We start from the raw sequence: 17063 nt of genomic DNA, 5'->3' as shown, positions 1-17063 counted from the left end.
CATAGCGCTAACTCTTTTTTAATTTTAAAACATACTTAAATGTCTGACGTAGCAGCAATTCATAATTTAGTACAAAAGCGAAACGAATTAAAAACTGAAATAGCTAAAATTATTGTAGGCCAGGACGCAGTGGTAGATCAAATTCTACTATGTATCTTTTCCGGAGGACACGCTCTTTTGATAGGAGTGCCGGGCTTGGCCAAAACTTTAATGATAAACACCTTGTCTCAGGCTTTGGGATTAGATTTTAAAAGAATTCAGTTTACGCCGGATTTAATGCCTTCGGATATTTTAGGAAGTGAAATTTTAGATGAAAATCGCCAGTTTAAATTCATAAAAGGACCTATTTTTTCGAATATCATCCTAGCCGATGAAATCAATAGAACGCCTCCTAAAACGCAGGCAGCTTTACTTGAAGCGATGCAGGAACGTTCGGTGACAATTGCGGGAGAAAATCATAAACTTGATTTGCCGTATTTTGTTTTGGCAACTCAAAACCCAATTGAGCAAGAAGGAACTTATCCTTTGCCGGAAGCTCAATTAGACCGTTTTATGTTTGCTGTAAAATTAGAATATCCTACTTTTCAGGAAGAAGTTCAGGTCGTAAAACAAACTACTTCGGATATAAAAATGACGATCAATCCGTTGTTTACAGCGCAGGAAATTATCGATTTTCAACACTTAATCCGCAGAATTCCTGTGGCAGATAATGTTATTGAATATGCGGTGACTTTAGTTAGCAAAACACGTCCTGATAATGCATTATCAAATGAATTTGTAAAAAACTACCTTGATTGGGGAGCAGGGCCAAGAGCTTCTCAAAACTTGATTTTAGCAGCAAAAGCACATGCAGCGTTTAATGGTAAGTTCTCGCCGGATATTGAAGATGTAAAAGCAGTAGCAACCGGAATTTTGCGTCACAGAATTATTAAGAACTACAAAGCAGATGCCGAAGGAATTACGGAAGAAATTATTATTCAGAAGTTGCTGTAAAATAACTTATCAATAATTGTAAAAGAACCTAACAGATTTTAAATTTTTGTTAGGTTTTTTTTATGTACAAACAGTTTTGTTTATTTTAAGTAAAAAGCAAAAAAGAGTCGATTTTGGAGTAACTATAACGTTGTAAATTATTATTTAGAAAGGTTCTTTGTGTAAATAGGGGTAAATTCTTACTTCAGTAGAAACTTGTAATTCCGACTTTATTAATTAAAAGATTTTAAATTAGTAATAATTCATTTTTTTAATACAAATTTGAGGTTTTGGTAATATTGCGCAGTCAAATTCATTTTTTTATAATAATAATTTTTGAAAAGCTCGGTTCTGTTATATTCTTTTTAATTGTCGGGTTTAATTCCTAAATTTGCGAACAAAAAAATAAAAACACCTATTTACTATGGCTTTTGATACTATTTACAAAGATTATATTAAAGAAATTGAAGAGCGAAAAGAACAAGGACTTAACCCGAAACCAATTGATGGTGCCGAATTGTTAAGTGTAATTATTGCTCAAATTAAAGATGTGAATAATGAATACAGAGAAGATTCTCTTCAGTTTTTTATTTATAACACGATACCAGGAACGACAAGTGCTGCTGGTGAAAAAGCTAAATTTTTAAAGGAAATTATTCTTGGCGAATCGGTAGTAAAAGAAATTACTCCTGCTTTTGCGTTTGAATTATTATCGCACATGAAAGGTGGTCCTTCTATAGAGGTATTGCTTGATCTAGCTTTAGGCAATGATATCGCTATTGCGAAAGAAGCGGCAAAAGTGCTAAAAACACAAGTTTATCTTTATGATGCAGATACAGATCGCCTTAAAGAAGCATTTGAAAGTGGTAATGCAATCGCCAGAGAAATTATTGAAAGTTATGCACAAGCTGAGTTCTTTACCAAATTACCGGATGTAGCAGAAGAAATTAAGGTAGTTACATTTATTGCAGGTGTGGGAGATATTTCTACAGATTTACTGTCTCCGGGTAATCAGGCTCACTCAAGATCAGATCGTGAACTGCATGGCAAATGTATGATTACACCTGAAGCTCAAGACGAAATTAAAGCACTTCAAGCACAACATCCTGATAAAAGTGTGATGTTAATTGCAGAGAGAGGCACCATGGGTGTTGGATCATCAAGAATGTCAGGAGTAAACAACGTGGCGCTTTGGACAGGTAAAAAAGCAAGTCCTTATATTCCGTTTGTAAATATTGCGCCAATTGTTGGGGGCACAAACGGTATTTCTCCAATCTTCCTTACCACTGTTGATGTTACGGGTGGAATAGGTATTGACCTTAAAAATTGGGTTAAAAAATTAGATGCAGAAGGAAATCCTATTCGTAATGAAAGTGGTGATCCTATTCTAGAAGAAACCTATTCTGTTACAACAGGAACTGTTCTTATAATCAATACCAAAAAGAAAAAACTTTATAATGGCGATCAGGAGCTAATAGATATTTCTAAGGCATTCACGCCTCAGAAAATGGAATTTATCAAGGCTGGTGGTTCTTATGCGATTGTTTTTGGTAAAAAAATACAAACATTTGCATGTAAACTTCTAGGTATCGATACTCCTACCGTATTTGCTCCATCAAAAGAGGTTTCTATCGAAGGACAAGGTCTGACAGCAGTAGAAAAAATCTTCAACAAAAATGCTGTGGGTATTACGCAAGGTAAAGTGTTACACGCTGGATCTGATGTTCGTGTAGAAGTTAATATTGTAGGTTCACAAGATACTACAGGCCTTATGACTGCTCAGGAGTTAGAGTCTATGGCTGCTACAGTAATTTCGCCAATAGTTGATGGTGCCTACCAATCAGGTTGTCACACTGCTTCGGTTTGGGATAAAAAAGCGCAAGCAAATATTCCAAAATTGATGAAATTTATGAACGACTTCGGTTTAATTACCGCTCGTGACCCAAAAGGTGTTTATCACGCTATGACCGATGTAATTCACAAGGTACTTAACGATATTACAATAGACGAGTGGGCCATCATCATTGGTGGTGACTCTCATACCAGAATGTCTAAAGGTGTTGCTTTTGGTGCTGACTCAGGAACAGTGGCTCTTGCTCTTGCTACTGGAGAAGCTTCTATGCCGATTCCTGAATCTGTTAAGGTAACATTCAAAGGAGAAATGAAAAGTTACATGGACTTCCGTGATGTGGTTCATGCTACACAAGCTCAGATGCTTCATCAATTTGGAGGGGAGAATGTATTCCAAGGCCGCATTATTGAGGTTCACTTAGGAACTCTTACCGCCGACCAAGCCTTCACATTTACCGACTGGACGGCAGAAATGAAAGCAAAAGCTTCTATCTGTATTTCTGAAGATGATACTTTAGTGGAATCGTTAGAGATTGCAAAAGGTCGAATCAAGATCATGATTGATAAAGGTATGGACAATGATAAACATGTTCTACAAGGATTGATTAACAAAGCAGATAAGAGAATTGCAGAGATTAAATCAGGTGAGAAACCAGCCTTAACTCCAGATGCAAATGCTAAATATTTTGCCGAAGTTGTGGTAGATCTTGATCTAATTGCAGAGCCGATGATTGCAGATCCAGACGTAAATAACAATGATGTTTCTAAACGATACACACACGATACCATTAGACCGTTATCCTTTTATGGAGGAGACAAAAAAGTAGATCTTGGATTTATTGGTTCTTGTATGGTTCACAAAGGCGATATGAAAATTTTGGCTCAAATGCTTAAAAATATAGAAGCGCAACAAGGTAAAGTAGCGTTTAAAGCACCTCTTGTTGTGGCACCTCCTACTTATAATATTGTAGATGAGCTCAAAGCTGAAGGTGATTGGGAAGTTTTACAAAAATATTCTGGTTTCGAGTTTGATGATAGCTTGCCTAAAGGTGCAGCACGTACAGAATACGAAAACATGTTATACTTAGAGCGTCCGGGATGTAACCTTTGTATGGGTAATCAGGAAAAAGCAGCAAAAGGGGATACAGTAATGGCAACTTCAACACGTCTTTTCCAAGGAAGAGTTGTAGAAGATTCTGCAAGTAAAAAAGGAGAATCATTGCTTTCGTCTACACCGGTTGTTGTACTTTCTACAATATTGGGCAGAACACCTACAATTAACGAATATGTGGCTGCGGTAGAAGGTATTAACTTAACTAAGTTTGCACCTTCTCACAAGTTACTTGTAAAATAAGTACAGCATTAGTCAAATTATAATTCAAAAGCCCAAGTGATAAACTTGGGCTTTTTTTTAATAGCTTCTCTATTTTTTTGTATCTTGTGGTGATTAAAAAAAATAATAAAAAACAATTACATAAATCTTATGGCTTTTGATATAGAAATGATTAAAAAAGTGTATGCCAACATGCCTGGTCGTGTTGATAAAGCACGAGAGATAGTTGGTCGTCCACTTACTTTAACAGAGAAAATTTTGTACAATCACCTTTGGGATGGAAACCCAACACAGGCGTTTGGCCGAGGTATTGATTATGTTGATTTTGCACCGGATCGTGTAGCCTGTCAGGATGCAACGGCTCAAATGGCATTACTTCAATTTATGCACGCCGGAAAGAAAACAGTTGCAGTTCCAACAACAGTCCACTGTGATCACCTGATTCAGGCAAAAGTTGATGCTGCAACCGATTTGGCCAGAGCAAAAACACAAAGCAACGAGGTATTTGATTTTCTTTCTTCAGTTTCTAATAAATACGGAATTGGTTTCTGGAAACCAGGAGCTGGAATTATTCACCAAGTAGTACTTGAAAATTATGCTTTCCCAGGCGGAATGATGATTGGTACCGATTCTCACACTGTAAATGCAGGTGGTTTAGGAATGGTTGCTATTGGTGTTGGTGGAGCTGATGCAGTAGATGTTATGTCTGGTATGGCTTGGGAATTGAAATTCCCTAAATTAATTGGAGTAAAATTAACGGGTAAATTATCAGGTTGGACTGCTCCTAAAGATGTTATCCTTAAAGTAGCTGGTATCTTAACTGTAAAAGGCGGTACTGGCGCGATTGTCGAATATTTTGGCGAAGGCGCAACTGCGATGTCTTGTACGGGTAAAGGAACTATTTGTAATATGGGTGCCGAAATTGGAGCTACAACTTCAACTTTTGGTTACGATGATTCTATGAGTCGTTACCTACGTTCTACCAATAGAGCAGATGTTGCCGACGCTGCAGACAAAGTAGCCTCTTATTTAACAGGTGACCCTGAAGTATATGCGAATCCGGAACACTATTTTGATCAGGTTATCGAAATTAATTTATCCGAATTAGAGCCACACTTAAATGGTCCTTTCACACCAGATTTGGCTACTCCAATTTCTAAAATGAAAGAAGAAGCGATCAAAAATAACTGGCCATTACAAATTCAGGTTGGTCTAATAGGTTCATGTACCAACTCTTCTTACGAAGATATTGCTCGTGCAGCTTCATTAGCAAAACAAGTGACGGCTAAAAACTTAAAAATAAAATCGGAGTTTACGATTACTCCGGGCTCAGAAGTAGTACGTTCTACTATCGAGAGAGATGGTTTTATTGATACTTTTGATAAAATTGGTGCAACCGTTTTTGCAAATGCCTGCGGACCATGTATTGGTATGTGGGATAGAGAAGGTGCAGAAAAAGAAGAAAGAAATACAATTGTGCACTCTTTCAACCGTAACTTCTCAAAACGTGCAGACGGTAACCCAAATACTTTGGCGTTTGTAGGTTCTCCAGAATTGGTTACCGCTATGGCAATCGCAGGAGATTTAGGTTTCAATCCGTTGACAGATACCTTAATCAACGAAGATGGAGAAGAAGTAATGCTTGATGCTCCAACAGGTGACGAATTACCATCAAAAGGTTTTTACGCAGAAGACCCTGGTTTTCAAGCCCCGGCCGAAGATGGTTCAGGAGTTCAGGTTGCAGTAAGTCCAACATCTGAGCGTTTGCAATTATTGGCTCCGTTTGATGCTTGGGATGGCAAAAACATTACAGGTGCCAAATTATTAATCAAAGCTTTCGGAAAATGTACCACAGATCACATTTCTATGGCTGGACCATGGTTGCGTTTCCGCGGGCATTTAGATAATATTTCAAATAATATGCTGATTGGTGCTGTAAACGCATTCAACCAAAAAACAAATGCGGTAAAAAATCAATTAACAGGTTCTTACGATGCCGTTCCTGCGGTAGCTCGCGCGTACAAAGCGGCTGGAGTGCCATCTATTGTTGTGGGAGATCATAACTATGGTGAAGGTTCTTCTCGTGAGCACGCTGCAATGGAGCCTCGTTTCTTGGGCGTAAAAGCGGTATTGGTAAAATCTTTTGCTCGTATACACGAAACCAACCTTAAAAAACAAGGCCTTTTAGGACTGACTTTCGCTAACGAAACAGATTACGATAAAATTCAGGAAGATGACACGATCAACTTCATCGATTTAGTAGATTTTGCTCCCGGAAAACCGTTGTCGTTAGAATTTGTTCATGCAAATGGTACTAAAGACATTATTTTGGCCAACCATACTTACAACGCAGGTCAAATTGGCTGGTTCGTTGCAGGTTCAGCATTAAACCTAATAGCTGCTGGAAAAGCTTAATTTTTAAGATCCAATGATACTCAAAACGCTCTGTGAAAACAGGGCGTTTTGTATTAGAAGCTATTTCCAGCTATCATTCCAATCTTTTTTATTGTAGAAAAAACAATAAAAAAGGATTTTCCCTTCTATCTGGGCTAGGCTTTTGTTTTTCAGCAGACATCCGAGGCTATAAGATTTACAAAAAACGAACTGTACCCTTTTTTTAGGTTGAGTAGAGCAAGAAATCTTGTTATTTGTAAAAATACCCCTCTAAATTTAAGTCCGATAATTCCGATTACAGCAATTTTGGAACAAAAAGTTGTTAAAAAAATCGGTTTTTTTAGTTTAAAAAGTTAAATTCGCTTTACAAGTAATATAGTTACTCTTTTTGGAGTTTTAAAAAGGTGTAACAAAAATTAAAAGTAGAATAAAAAGTCCCCAAATAATGATTTTTAGGTTAGTCGTCACGTTGTTTCTTATCAGCTTTAGTATGTTTTCACAAGAAAATTTTACAAAGCATACTGTTTCAAAAGGTGAAAATATCACAATAATTGCAAAAAAATATGGTGTAAAACCAAAAGCAATTATTGAGGCAAATCCCAATAGCCCAAAAATTCTGAAATTACATTCGGTTTTACTAATTCCTACTACGCAACAAACTGTTTTGACTCCCACAAGAGAAAACGTTATTCCCGTAGTCAACCCATCTACACATGAGGTTTTAGCAAAAGAAACACTCTGGGGAATATCCAAAAAATACAAAGTAGCAGTTGATGATTTAAAAAAGGCAAATCCAATCATAGAAACAGAAGGTCTAAAACCGGGACAGCAAATCAACATTCCATCAAATGCGGTTGTAATTTCAGACAAACCAACAACGTATGCAGACGATTTAAAAACAAAAATACAGCCTCAGACAGAAGATGTTGAGGTTTCCAGAGAAGTGTTGCCAAAAGAAACAAAATACAAAATTGCCAAAGAATTTGGTATTACAGTTGCCGAATTAGAAAAGCAAAACCCTGAAATAAAGGCGAAATTGCCGGTAGGTTACATCTTAAAAATTAAAACTTCAAAAGAAAAAGCAGATGTTTTCAATGCTTCAAAACCTGCTGAAGAAATAAAAAACACTCTAAACAAACCAGTTGAAATCGCTCAGACTGCAGAAATAAATTCAGATTCTACAACCGTTTATAAATTTTCAAACAGCTCCGAATTAATAGAGCAATTGGTAGGTCAGGCAACCGATAATATTGGCGTTCGTTATCGTTCAGGTGGCACCTCAAAAGCGGGTTTTGATTGCTCTGGATTAATGTGCAGTACGTTTGGCAATTTTGATATCAAATTACCACGAACTTCTATAGAGCAGTCGCGAATAGGTTTAAAAATAGAACCGGAGCAAGCTCAAAAAGGCGATCTAATATTCTTTAAAACCAACGGAAGACGCCAAATTAACCACGTAGGTATGGTGATCGAAGTTCTGGAAGACGAAATAAAATTTGTACACGCATCCACTCACGGTGGCGTCATGATTTCGTCGACTAAAGAAGGGTATTACCAAAGAAACTTTTCGCAGGTAAACCGCGTATTGCAATAGCTTAAGATATTAAGCATTATTTTTCTTTAATTTCTAATGGAATGTTGTGTGAAAAACTATTAGATTGTTTTTAAAATTTAAATCGTGTCAAGCAATTCTTTAGGTAATAATTTTTCTAAAAAGGCTTTTTGTTTTTTCTCAATAACCAGAAATTTCCAGTCGGTTTGGCCATTTTTCGAGATAGTATAGACTTGTTTTTCGATCTGAATCTCAAAAAAACCAGTTGTATCATTGTATTTTACATTTCCTTCACCAAATTCTTCTTTTAGCGAAGTGGCAATTAAGCTGTTTTGTGCTTTTTTTTCTTCTTCCGACTGTTCTGCGCCCTCATTTACTTTCATATTCATTTGATGCGAATATGACAGCAGCGAATAATACTTATTTTCGATTTTCTTAGCATCGTTAATCTTTAGTATTTTAGGATCTCTAAGTTCGAATTTAATGGCAGGATTATTAAAGGTTTGCTCCATAACCGCTATCATTTGCCCTTTGGGATAAATGTCAAAAAACTCAGGTACCACAAAGTCCAATGATTTTTCAAATTCCTTATTTGCAATCGCGTTGAGGTATTCGGTAAAACTTTTTTCGATAGCTTTTTTGTATTCCTGAGCGGTTACCACTGCACTTGTTACCAAAATCAGTACTGTAAAGAGTGTTTTTTTCATGTTGATCATTTTAGAAAATTAAGTCTAGTACGATTTAAAAGCCGCACTACCCACCATTTCTTTTTCTTTATTTTTTTCAATTGCTTTGAATTCTTTCTCAAAGTTACCTTTAAAATTTTGTTTCAAATTAGATGCTCACAGATTTTGTAAATAATATAACTATTCAAAAAACCGAAGTATCTTTTTTTTATTATAACAAGTGAAAAACACCAAACATTTCAAGCAAAAAAGCCACAAGTAGTATGGCTTGTAGCTTTTGATTTTAAGTTTTTATATTATTTATGTTCGTTAAGAATTCATGTTAATAACACCCCTATAGAACTGAAGGCTACCAAACAAAATGGCTCCCCAGAATATTAAACCAATACCAGATACTGTTGCAATAGTGCCGCTTGCAAACCAGATAACGCCAAAAATCATATTCTTTCTTGCTCTTTCGTATTTGACTTCTCTGAGTTGGTTTTCTAGATTTTCTACAAGGATTCTTGCATTTTCGGGTCTTATCCCTTTGTCTACTAATGCTGCTTTGGCTTGATAAGCCGATTTGTTTTCGCGCACCATAAGTTGAGAGGCATACTGATGAAGCTGGTTTACGATTACTCGTGATTCTGTGTTGTAGGTTTCCATACTGAGGGGGGATTTGGAGGTTATTTGTTTTTGGGGTAATGTTTTTTTATAAGAATATGTTTTTAAGTTTTTGATTATCAAATATAAAGAGTTATGGGTGGAGATTTACAAGTGGTGAACTATTTTTTTTACTTTTATTTTAATTAAAATTTGAAAGCATAAAAACAACAACAATTATAAAAAGAAGCTATTTTTTTAATATTTAAGCAAAGAAAGGACTCTTAATGGCCTTAATTCTATTTTAGATCATGTTGCAATTCTTTAGCAATTACAACAAATTTGTAAAACAATACTTCTAAATCGTACTGCTGCTCTATGAAGAGTTATCGCATGAAGATAAAGAAGTGAGATGTGACGATAAAAAAGGGATCAGTATTTTTTAGAAAGTAACTTCAGAGGCAAACAAATCCAATTGCATCTGATGCGTGAGAGTCAAAAACTACAATATTTTCTAAAATTTCTAAAAAAAGTATATCTTTAACCAACCCAAAACCAGAAAAATGCAAGAAAACGACCAAGACAATTTTAAAAGAGAACTCGGATTACTAGACGGAACCATGCTTGTTGTTGGTTCTATGATTGGCTCAGGGATTTTTATCGTGAGTGCCGATATTGCCAGACAAGTAGGTTCGGCAGGATGGCTAACCCTTATTTGGTTGGTCTCAGGCCTTATAACCATTATTGCTGCCGTAAGTTATGGCGAGCTAAGCGCTATGTTTCCTAAAGCTGGCGGGCAATATGTGTACCTTAAAGAAGCGTACAATAAATTAATTGCCTTTTTGTACGGCTGGAGCTTTTTTGCCGTTATTCAAACTGGAACAATTGCCGCCGTGGGTGTCGCTTTCTCAAAGTTTGCGGCCTATATTTACGAACCTTTAAGTGACGAGAATGTACTATTTCAGCTAGGATCTTTCAAACTCAATGCCGCTCAGATTGTATCAATTTTTACGATTATTTTACTAACATACATCAACAGTCGCGGGGTCAAAAACGGAAAAATTTTGCAAACCGTGCTTACCATCATAAAAATTTTATCATTGTTAGGTCTTATTGTTTTTGGGCTAACACTTGCAGCAAAAGCAACTGTTTGGGATGCCAATTGGGCCAATGCCTGGACACCGCGCTCATACAATGTCGACAGCAGTTCATGGTTGCCCATTAGCGGAAAAGCGCTGATCACCGGAATTTCTGCCGCAATGGTAGGGTCTCTCTTTTCAAGCGATGCCTGGAATGGCGTGACTTTTATCGCAGGCGAAATCAAGAATCCAAAACGTAACGTAGGCTTCAGTTTGTTTCTGGGCACTTTTATCGTGACCATTATTTATGTATTGACCAATTTAATGTATTTGGCCGTGATTCCGCTGGACGAAATCGCTACTGCAAAATCAGATCGGGTAGCTGTCGTAGCCTCACAATATATTTTTGGAGATATCGGAACCCTAATCATTGCCTTAATGATCATGATTTCTACTTTTGCCTGCAACAACGGATTAATCATGGCGGGCGCAAGAGTATATTATACCATGGCAAACGATGGTTTATTTTTCAAAAAAGCAGCAGTACTCAACAAAGCAAGCGTACCAGAATGGGCACTTTGGGCTCAATGCATTTGGGCGTCAGCTTTGTGTCTAACGGGTAAATATGGCGATTTATTAGACTTTGTCATCATCATCGTACTTATTTTTTATATCCTCACCATCTACGGCATCTTCATTTTACGTAAAAAAATGCCCAACGCAGAACGACCTTACAAAGCCTTCGGATATCCCTTTTTGCCATTATTGTACATCATCGTCGCAACTGCTATCAGCATTTCGTTGCTCATCACCAAATTCTCGACCTGTGGTTGGGGAATTTTAATCATGCTCATCGGGATTCCGGTATATTATGTCACAAAACCCAAAGAAAATCAATAAATAATGTGTTCGGGTTCTTAGGCAGATTGTTCAGGAGCTATTTCCTGCTATCATTCCAATCTTTTTTATTGCAGAAAAAGCAATAAAAAAGGATTTTCCCTTCTATCAGGGCTATGATACTCGTTTTCATTACAATATTTTACAAAAAAAAGACACTACTAGATTTGCAAAGAGCAAAAAGGTAGTGTCTTTTTTTGTAGATCTTATGTAGAGAAAAACGAATAAATTAAATATTCACAGTCTCAGCAGAAGAAGGTATAGTCGAATTAATAATAGACAAAGTAAGCGGGTCTTCTTCACCAGAAAAAAACGCTTCCAGTATTTCTTTAAAGACCGGATTCGTATTGTCAACCAACGAAAAGAGCGTCATCGAAGAGCGTAACTTTCGTGCATCCAAATCGCCCAAAATACCATCAGCAGACTTTCTCTTAAAAGTCAAAAGTAACTCAGAAATCTCTATTAGGTGTTTACCCAATATAGGATGTTCTAAAAACTCCGAGGCTTCTTTCAGATCTGCGATCGCATAATAATTAGCATGGTCACTACTCCCCAAACCTTTTATCTGAGGAAAGATAAACCACATCCAATGGGTTTCTTTTTTACCTTTTTTAATTTCAGAAAAAGCAGTAAGATAAAGTTTATTTTGTGCATCTAAAAAACGCATTAAATCATTATTTGAGTACGTCATTGTGGTATTGTGTTTTTAAAAAAGGGTTGCAAAAGTAGTAAAAAAGATAAGGCCTACCTAATCAAAGCTTCATACTGTGAGTATTTTAACTTTTTGCAGAAGAAAAATTCTACTTTATCTTCAGACAAAAAGAAACAGCAGCAGAGATAATATTTTAAATCCAAAACAAGTAAAATTATTCTTTTCTGTCAACGTTTCTAAAAGTTAGATTGATTCTTGGCAAAACATTTCGTGCCGTTTTAGGCACCTGATGTTGCCAAAAACTATTGGTAGTTCCTGCCATCAGCAAAAAAGAGCCGTGGTGCAGAGGAATCTCGACTTGCGGAATTTCTTTGCGAAACTTGTGGCGCAACCGGAACATTCTGGTTTCTCCAAAAGTGACCGAGGCAATAATAGGGTTGGGGCCTGTGTTGTGCTCTTTATCGCTGTGCCAGGCCACACCATCTTTCCCGTTTCGGTACAAATTAAGCAAGACACTATTAAAATCAACTTGTGTTTCTTTTTCTACCCGACTTCTAATCGTGAGGAGCTCATACGTCCAATCAGGGCCATTTTGATCTGCTCCCGGATTGTCTTTATCCTCATACCAAGCAATCATTCTTGGCGCAGTAACGGTTTTATCAAAGATTTCCATTTCATATTCTCTCCATTTGGTTTTATGGAGCAACATTTCATAATAATGATCAGACTCTTCTTTGCTAAAGAAATTATCGATCAAAATTAGTTCGGTATCAGGAAGATCAAATGTTTTTTTGCCTCCTAATCCTGTCGCAAATAATTCGGTGTCGTTAAATAGTTTCATTATTCCCTTTATTTTTTGTCAATGGTTTGTTGAAAAAAACTTTACCCGGATATTTCTCCGCATAAGTGTAGATTAAATGCATGATGTATTGGTTACTTCTGTAGGGCGTAACGTAGTTTTTTACCTCCGATGGATCGGTAAGAGCAACATCGGTTGTAAAATAGCCCATACCATAAAAATGCCCTTTTTCTACCCAAATACAACTGCGTTCTTCTGCTGATCTGCCTTTGTCAATGATAGCAAAATCGGGTCTGTTGCTTACTAAAAAATCAATGACACTTTCGATTTTTCCGTTATGAAGTGTCGCATCTGGCAAATCGGTAAGAGTATTGTTTAAGATATTTTCCCCTTCTGTCGCTACACAATATTTGCAGAATCGATGATCAATTTCAAACTGCTGGGCTAAGTTGCGCAGTACATTGATCCCCTCGTACAAACTATTGAAAGATTCGATACATGTTTGAAATTTACTCAGTTTTCCAATACCCAAATATTTATACCCACTACGAGCTTCGTATTGATAAAGTCCGTACTTGGGCTCAAAGCGTTTTAATGCTCTGTTGTATGTTGGCCAGAGCTGTTTGATTTCTATACATTCTAGTAGTAGCGCCATTAACTCGGTAGCACAAATTTCAAAAGAGATTCCGTAAATGTCTCTTAAAAAATTTTGCCTTTGCGGATTGATTTTATGGCCGGTAAAATGAGAAGCTACGCGTTTTTTTAAGTTGATCGCTTTGCCGATATAAATTACTTTTTTGACTTCATTATAAAAATAATACACTCCTGGTTTCTCTGGCAATTGATCAAAATCGCTGGGTGGTAAATTTGGCGGCAAGCGTTGATCTTGTGCCGTTTTCTTGATCATTTTTTCGATTTCGCCTTCCTTATCCCATTCGAGTAATCGGGAAAATAACAGGGCAGTAGCATCTGCATCTCCGCCAGCGCGATGCCGATTTTCTAAAGGAATATCTAATGCTCCACAAAGGTTTCCTAAGCTGTAAGAAACCAAACCGGGTTTGATTTTTCTCGCTGCGCGTACAGTGCAAAGTTTTTTTGCTGTCCACTTAAATCCGGCTTGTTCAAGTTGATGTCGTACAAAAGAATAATCGAAGTTTACATTATGAGCAACGAAAATACGGTCGGTAAGCATTTCTAACACTTTGTCTGAAATAGCATCAAAGATGGGGGCATTAGATACCATTTTGTTATTAATGCCTGTTAATGCAAAAATAGACGCCGGAATCTCTTTCTCCGGATTGACAAGTGTCTCAAAACGATCGATGACACTTGTTCCGTCGTGAATGACAATGGCAATTTCTGTAATGCGGCTGCCACTAGCGTTACCACCGGTGGTTTCGATATCTACTATGGCATATTCTTGCTTTTTCATCTTATTTGTAGAATGTGAAATACATTATTTTTCTGATTAAGCCTTAACGGTAATAACATCTTTTAGTGAAGTAGAAAACTTGGGAGACAATCTATCCTGCTTCATTTTCCATTGACGTCCCAAAGACTGCACGCCGAATTTAATTTTATTGTTACCATAATTTTGGTTCATTTTATCAATCGCCCTCATTAATGGCTGATGTTTAGGATTTGAAGCTTCGAATAAACTAAGCTGTGTTTCGCTGTTTGGTGTCAAACCCATTACAATAACACCCGCTTTTTTATAACGATAGCCTTTTTTAAAAATAGCTTTAAATCCTTTTTGTGCGGCCTCATTAAGTTCTATTGTCGAATTGGTTGGAAAATCAGTAGTAATGGTAATACTTCTTGAATATTGTGAGTTTTCGTTTTTTAAAAAACTAGTCTGGATAAAAACAGTTACCATATTACAATGACAATCCTGGCGCCTTAATTTTTCAGCGCAAGAAGCTGTAAACGTGCTGATTCGTTCTGAAATTTCTTCATAACCAGTATACCTTTTTTCGAAAGATCTGGTAGTGGCAATCATTTTTCGGTCTTTGGCATCTTCTAATCCCAAAGTCGGTTTCCCTTCTAATTCATGTTTTAATCGAAGCCCAACGACAGACATTTCTTTCCTTACCCAGGCATCCGGAAATTGGGTAAATTCATAAGCGGTATTAATTTTTTTTAATTTCATCCGTTTGGCATGTTTTCTTCCAATTCCCCAAACATCTTCAATTTTAGTCCACTTTAATGCTTTAATTCTTTTTTCTTCAGAGTCAATACAATAAACACCCTGAGTACGATCTGCAAATTTTCGGGCAATTTTATTCGCTACTTTGGCCAAAGCTTTAGTAGGCGCAAAACCTATACTAACCGGAATGCCTGTTCCTTGTGTTACTTCTTTTCGCATTTTTAAACCCAACGTATTCAGATCAAATAAATCGTAACCTGAAAATTTCAAGAAAGCTTCATCAATACTGTAAATTTCGATTTCGGGAGTATATGTTTGAAGCAGGTTCATTACACGATTGCTCATGTCGCCGTACAGCGGATAATTGGAAGAAAAGACAAAAATATTTTTTTCTTTAAAAATAGCTTCATACTTAAAAGCAGGAATTGCCATCGGTATGCCCAAAGCCTTGGCTTCATCAGAGCGCGAGATCACACAGCCATCATTGTTAGAGAGAATAACGATAGGTTTTCCTCTTAAATGCGGCTCAAATACTCTTTGGCAAGAAGCATAAAAATTGTTACAATCGACTAAAGCAAACATTTCTAAACGTATTTTTTATTTCTATTTAAAAAGATTTAATACTATGAATCACAATTCCCCAAATCACAAAATTATTTTCGGGAGTCACTTTTATAGGCTGATAATCTTCATTTTCGGCAATAAGCCAGATGATATCTTTTTCTATTCTGATGCGTTTTACGGTAAATTCGCCATCAATTTGACAGACGGCAATCTTATTGTTTTGTGGTTCCAGACTTTTATCAATTATCAACAAATCACCATCATTGATACCAGCATTTTTCATAGAATGTCCTTTTACCCGGGCAAAATAAGTAGTGTATTTGTGTTTGATGAATTCTTTGTTGAGATCAATCGATAATTCGATAAAGTCATCTGCAGGCGAAGGAAATCCTGCGCTGATACCAACGTCAAAAAAAGGCAGTTTTACTTCCGAACTGACATCCGGAATGTATAATTTTATTGATGCTGTGGTATTTGTTCTTCTCAATTTCATAATCACTTCAAAAAAATGTTTTTTTAACATTACAAAATTAACACAGACGGTAACATTTTTTCGTATATTTGATGTTCCAAATTATAACAAATTAATTATGTCCTTATTTTCAGACAATATCAGAGCATTGAGGGTTAAGCATAAAATATCACAAGAGAAATTAGCTGGAAACCTGAAGATTACCCGAGGAAGATACGTAAAATACGAAGATGGAACTTCCGAAGCACCGTACGACATTTTAAAGCAAATCGCCTTATATTTTCACATGAGTATCGATTTATTATTGTCTGTTGATATACGCAAAATCAATATAGAAAACTTGATTAAACTAGAAGGCAACCGACTCATTCTGCCAATACAAGTGGATCAATTTGGAGAAAATTATATCGAAATTGTATCTCAAAAAGCAAAAGCAGGTTACCTCAACGGATATGCCGATCCAGAATATATTGAAAGTTTACAGCAAATTTCGTTGCCGTTTTTAGGGCCTGGTAAACACCGAGGATTTCCTGTAGAAGGCGATTCTATGCCACCACACGAAGATGGAAGTATTATTATCGGGCGTTATGTCGAAAGGTTAGGAGAGGTCATGGATGGTAAAACATATATCTTGATTACCAAAAATGAAGGAATGGTGTACAAACGCCTCAATAAAAACAAAAAAAATGCTTTGGTGTTAGAATCAGACAATCGGTTTTATCCTAATTATGAAGTGAAAGCTTCGGATATTTTAGAAATTTGGGAATACGAATGCAATATAGGGCGTAGCGATAAACGACACGAATTGACAGAATCGCAAAGTATGAAAGATTTGCTTTTGGAAGTAAAAAGAGAAGTGATGGAGATTAAGAATAATACTTCGGGGACGAATTGAGTTCTATTTTAGTCTTTCATTTATGAAAATCATCAATTTTTATTCTATTTTAAGTTGTTTCTATATAGGATTGCTGTTCAAAATTTAATTCATATAAAAATTGTTCAGAGGAATTAAAAAATAGTCTGAAAAGCTTTTGAAAAATTTATCTTTTTTGAGTCCCCAATTCGGGAGAGTAAATTTCTC

General features: G+C 36.4%; 13 protein-coding genes. 6 read left to right on the top strand and 7 right to left on the bottom strand.

Annotated elements, in window-relative coordinates; all coding sequences use genetic code 11:
- The first annotated feature begins 39 nt into the window (after nucleotides 1-39).
- From J3495_RS12410 to J3495_RS12395, 4 genes are all read left to right on the top strand, one after another.
- A complete protein-coding gene (locus J3495_RS12410; protein ID WP_210666871.1) occupies nucleotides 40-993 on the top strand; it encodes an AAA family ATPase in 954 nt (317 codons plus the stop codon).
- A 403-nt stretch (nucleotides 994-1396) separates the two neighbouring features.
- Nucleotides 1397-4177, top strand: a complete 2781-nt coding sequence (locus J3495_RS12405) for a bifunctional aconitate hydratase 2/2-methylisocitrate dehydratase (protein WP_210666870.1) — start codon at nucleotides 1397-1399, stop codon at nucleotides 4175-4177.
- 129 nt (nucleotides 4178-4306) lie between these two features.
- Nucleotides 4307-6571: an aconitate hydratase gene (locus J3495_RS12400; RefSeq protein ID WP_210666869.1), complete on the top strand. Its 2265-nt coding sequence runs from the start codon at nucleotides 4307-4309 to the stop codon at nucleotides 6569-6571.
- A gap of 469 nt (nucleotides 6572-7040) precedes the next feature.
- On the top strand, nucleotides 7041-8144 hold the full coding sequence (locus J3495_RS12395) for a C40 family peptidase (RefSeq protein ID WP_236025460.1): 1104 nt from the start codon (nucleotides 7041-7043) through the stop codon (nucleotides 8142-8144).
- Nucleotides 8145-8221: 77 nt separating this feature from the next.
- On the opposite strand, the gene J3495_RS12390 is transcribed toward J3495_RS12395, so the two are convergent.
- On the bottom strand, nucleotides 8222-8809 hold the full coding sequence (locus J3495_RS12390; RefSeq protein ID WP_210666867.1) for a hypothetical protein: 588 nt from the start codon (nucleotides 8807-8809) through the stop codon (nucleotides 8222-8224).
- 288 nt (nucleotides 8810-9097) lie between these two features.
- Entirely contained in the window at nucleotides 9098-9436 is a 339-nt protein-coding gene (locus tag J3495_RS12385) for a hypothetical protein (protein WP_210666866.1), read from the bottom strand.
- Nucleotides 9437-9936: 500 nt separating this feature from the next.
- Between J3495_RS12385 and J3495_RS12380 the strand changes: the two genes are divergently transcribed.
- Nucleotides 9937-11352 (top strand): APC family permease, encoded by a 1416-nt coding sequence (locus J3495_RS12380; RefSeq protein ID WP_210666865.1) that lies wholly within the window; start codon nucleotides 9937-9939, stop codon nucleotides 11350-11352.
- 226 nt (nucleotides 11353-11578) lie between these two features.
- On the opposite strand, the gene J3495_RS12375 is transcribed toward J3495_RS12380, so the two are convergent.
- The 5 genes from J3495_RS12375 to J3495_RS12355 all read right to left on the bottom strand — a co-directional run bounded on the left by J3495_RS12375 (nucleotide 11579) and on the right by J3495_RS12355 (nucleotide 16003).
- Entirely contained in the window at nucleotides 11579-12040 is a 462-nt protein-coding gene (locus tag J3495_RS12375) for a DUF1810 domain-containing protein (protein WP_210666864.1), read from the bottom strand.
- 175 nt (nucleotides 12041-12215) lie between these two features.
- Entirely contained in the window at nucleotides 12216-12842 is a 627-nt protein-coding gene (locus tag J3495_RS12370) for an alpha-ketoglutarate-dependent dioxygenase AlkB family protein (protein ID WP_210666863.1), read from the bottom strand.
- Nucleotides 12829-14232, bottom strand: coding sequence for an exonuclease domain-containing protein (locus J3495_RS12365; protein WP_210666862.1), 1404 nt, complete (start codon nucleotides 14230-14232; stop codon nucleotides 12829-12831). Before J3495_RS12365 ends, J3495_RS12370 begins: the two co-directional genes overlap by 14 nt.
- A 36-nt stretch (nucleotides 14233-14268) precedes the next feature.
- Nucleotides 14269-15528, bottom strand: coding sequence for a Y-family DNA polymerase (locus tag J3495_RS12360; RefSeq protein ID WP_210666861.1), 1260 nt, complete (start codon nucleotides 15526-15528; stop codon nucleotides 14269-14271).
- 25 nt (nucleotides 15529-15553) lie between these two features.
- Nucleotides 15554-16003: a LexA family protein gene (locus tag J3495_RS12355; RefSeq protein ID WP_210666911.1), complete on the bottom strand. Its 450-nt coding sequence runs from the start codon at nucleotides 16001-16003 to the stop codon at nucleotides 15554-15556.
- Between the two features lie 97 nt (nucleotides 16004-16100).
- On the opposite strand from J3495_RS12355, the gene J3495_RS12350 reads away from it, so the two are divergent.
- Nucleotides 16101-16877: an XRE family transcriptional regulator gene (locus J3495_RS12350; protein ID WP_210666860.1), complete on the top strand. Its 777-nt coding sequence runs from the start codon at nucleotides 16101-16103 to the stop codon at nucleotides 16875-16877.
- Nucleotides 16878-17063: the final 186 nt, after the last annotated feature.

The sequence above is a fragment of the Flavobacterium geliluteum genome (genome assembly GCF_017948595.1).
GTDB lineage: Bacteria > Bacteroidota > Bacteroidia > Flavobacteriales > Flavobacteriaceae > Flavobacterium > Flavobacterium flavipigmentatum.
Note: the sequence above shows the minus strand (reverse complement) of the source record. Positions and strands in the feature narration are given on the sequence as shown.

Coding starts and splice junctions, on each gene's coding strand:
- J3495_RS12410 (WP_210666871.1), top strand. CDS start 40: ATGTCTGACGTAGCAGCAATTCATAATTTAGTACAAAAGCGAAACGAA.
- J3495_RS12405 (WP_210666870.1), top strand. CDS start 1,397: ATGGCTTTTGATACTATTTACAAAGATTATATTAAAGAAATTGAAGAG.
- J3495_RS12400 (WP_210666869.1), top strand. CDS start 4,307: ATGGCTTTTGATATAGAAATGATTAAAAAAGTGTATGCCAACATGCCT.
- J3495_RS12395 (WP_236025460.1), top strand. CDS start 7,041: ATGTTTTCACAAGAAAATTTTACAAAGCATACTGTTTCAAAAGGTGAA.
- J3495_RS12390 (WP_210666867.1), bottom strand. CDS start 8,809: ATGAAAAAAACACTCTTTACAGTACTGATTTTGGTAACAAGTGCAGTG.
- J3495_RS12385 (WP_210666866.1), bottom strand. CDS start 9,436: ATGGAAACCTACAACACAGAATCACGAGTAATCGTAAACCAGCTTCAT.
- J3495_RS12380 (WP_210666865.1), top strand. CDS start 9,937: ATGCAAGAAAACGACCAAGACAATTTTAAAAGAGAACTCGGATTACTA.
- J3495_RS12375 (WP_210666864.1), bottom strand. CDS start 12,040: ATGACGTACTCAAATAATGATTTAATGCGTTTTTTAGATGCACAAAAT.
- J3495_RS12370 (WP_210666863.1), bottom strand. CDS start 12,842: ATGAAACTATTTAACGACACCGAATTATTTGCGACAGGATTAGGAGGC.
- J3495_RS12365 (WP_210666862.1), bottom strand. CDS start 14,232: ATGAAAAAGCAAGAATATGCCATAGTAGATATCGAAACCACCGGTGGT.
- J3495_RS12360 (WP_210666861.1), bottom strand. CDS start 15,528: ATGTTTGCTTTAGTCGATTGTAACAATTTTTATGCTTCTTGCCAAAGA.
- J3495_RS12355 (WP_210666911.1), bottom strand. CDS start 16,003: ATGAAATTGAGAAGAACAAATACCACAGCATCAATAAAATTATACATT.
- J3495_RS12350 (WP_210666860.1), top strand. CDS start 16,101: ATGTCCTTATTTTCAGACAATATCAGAGCATTGAGGGTTAAGCATAAA.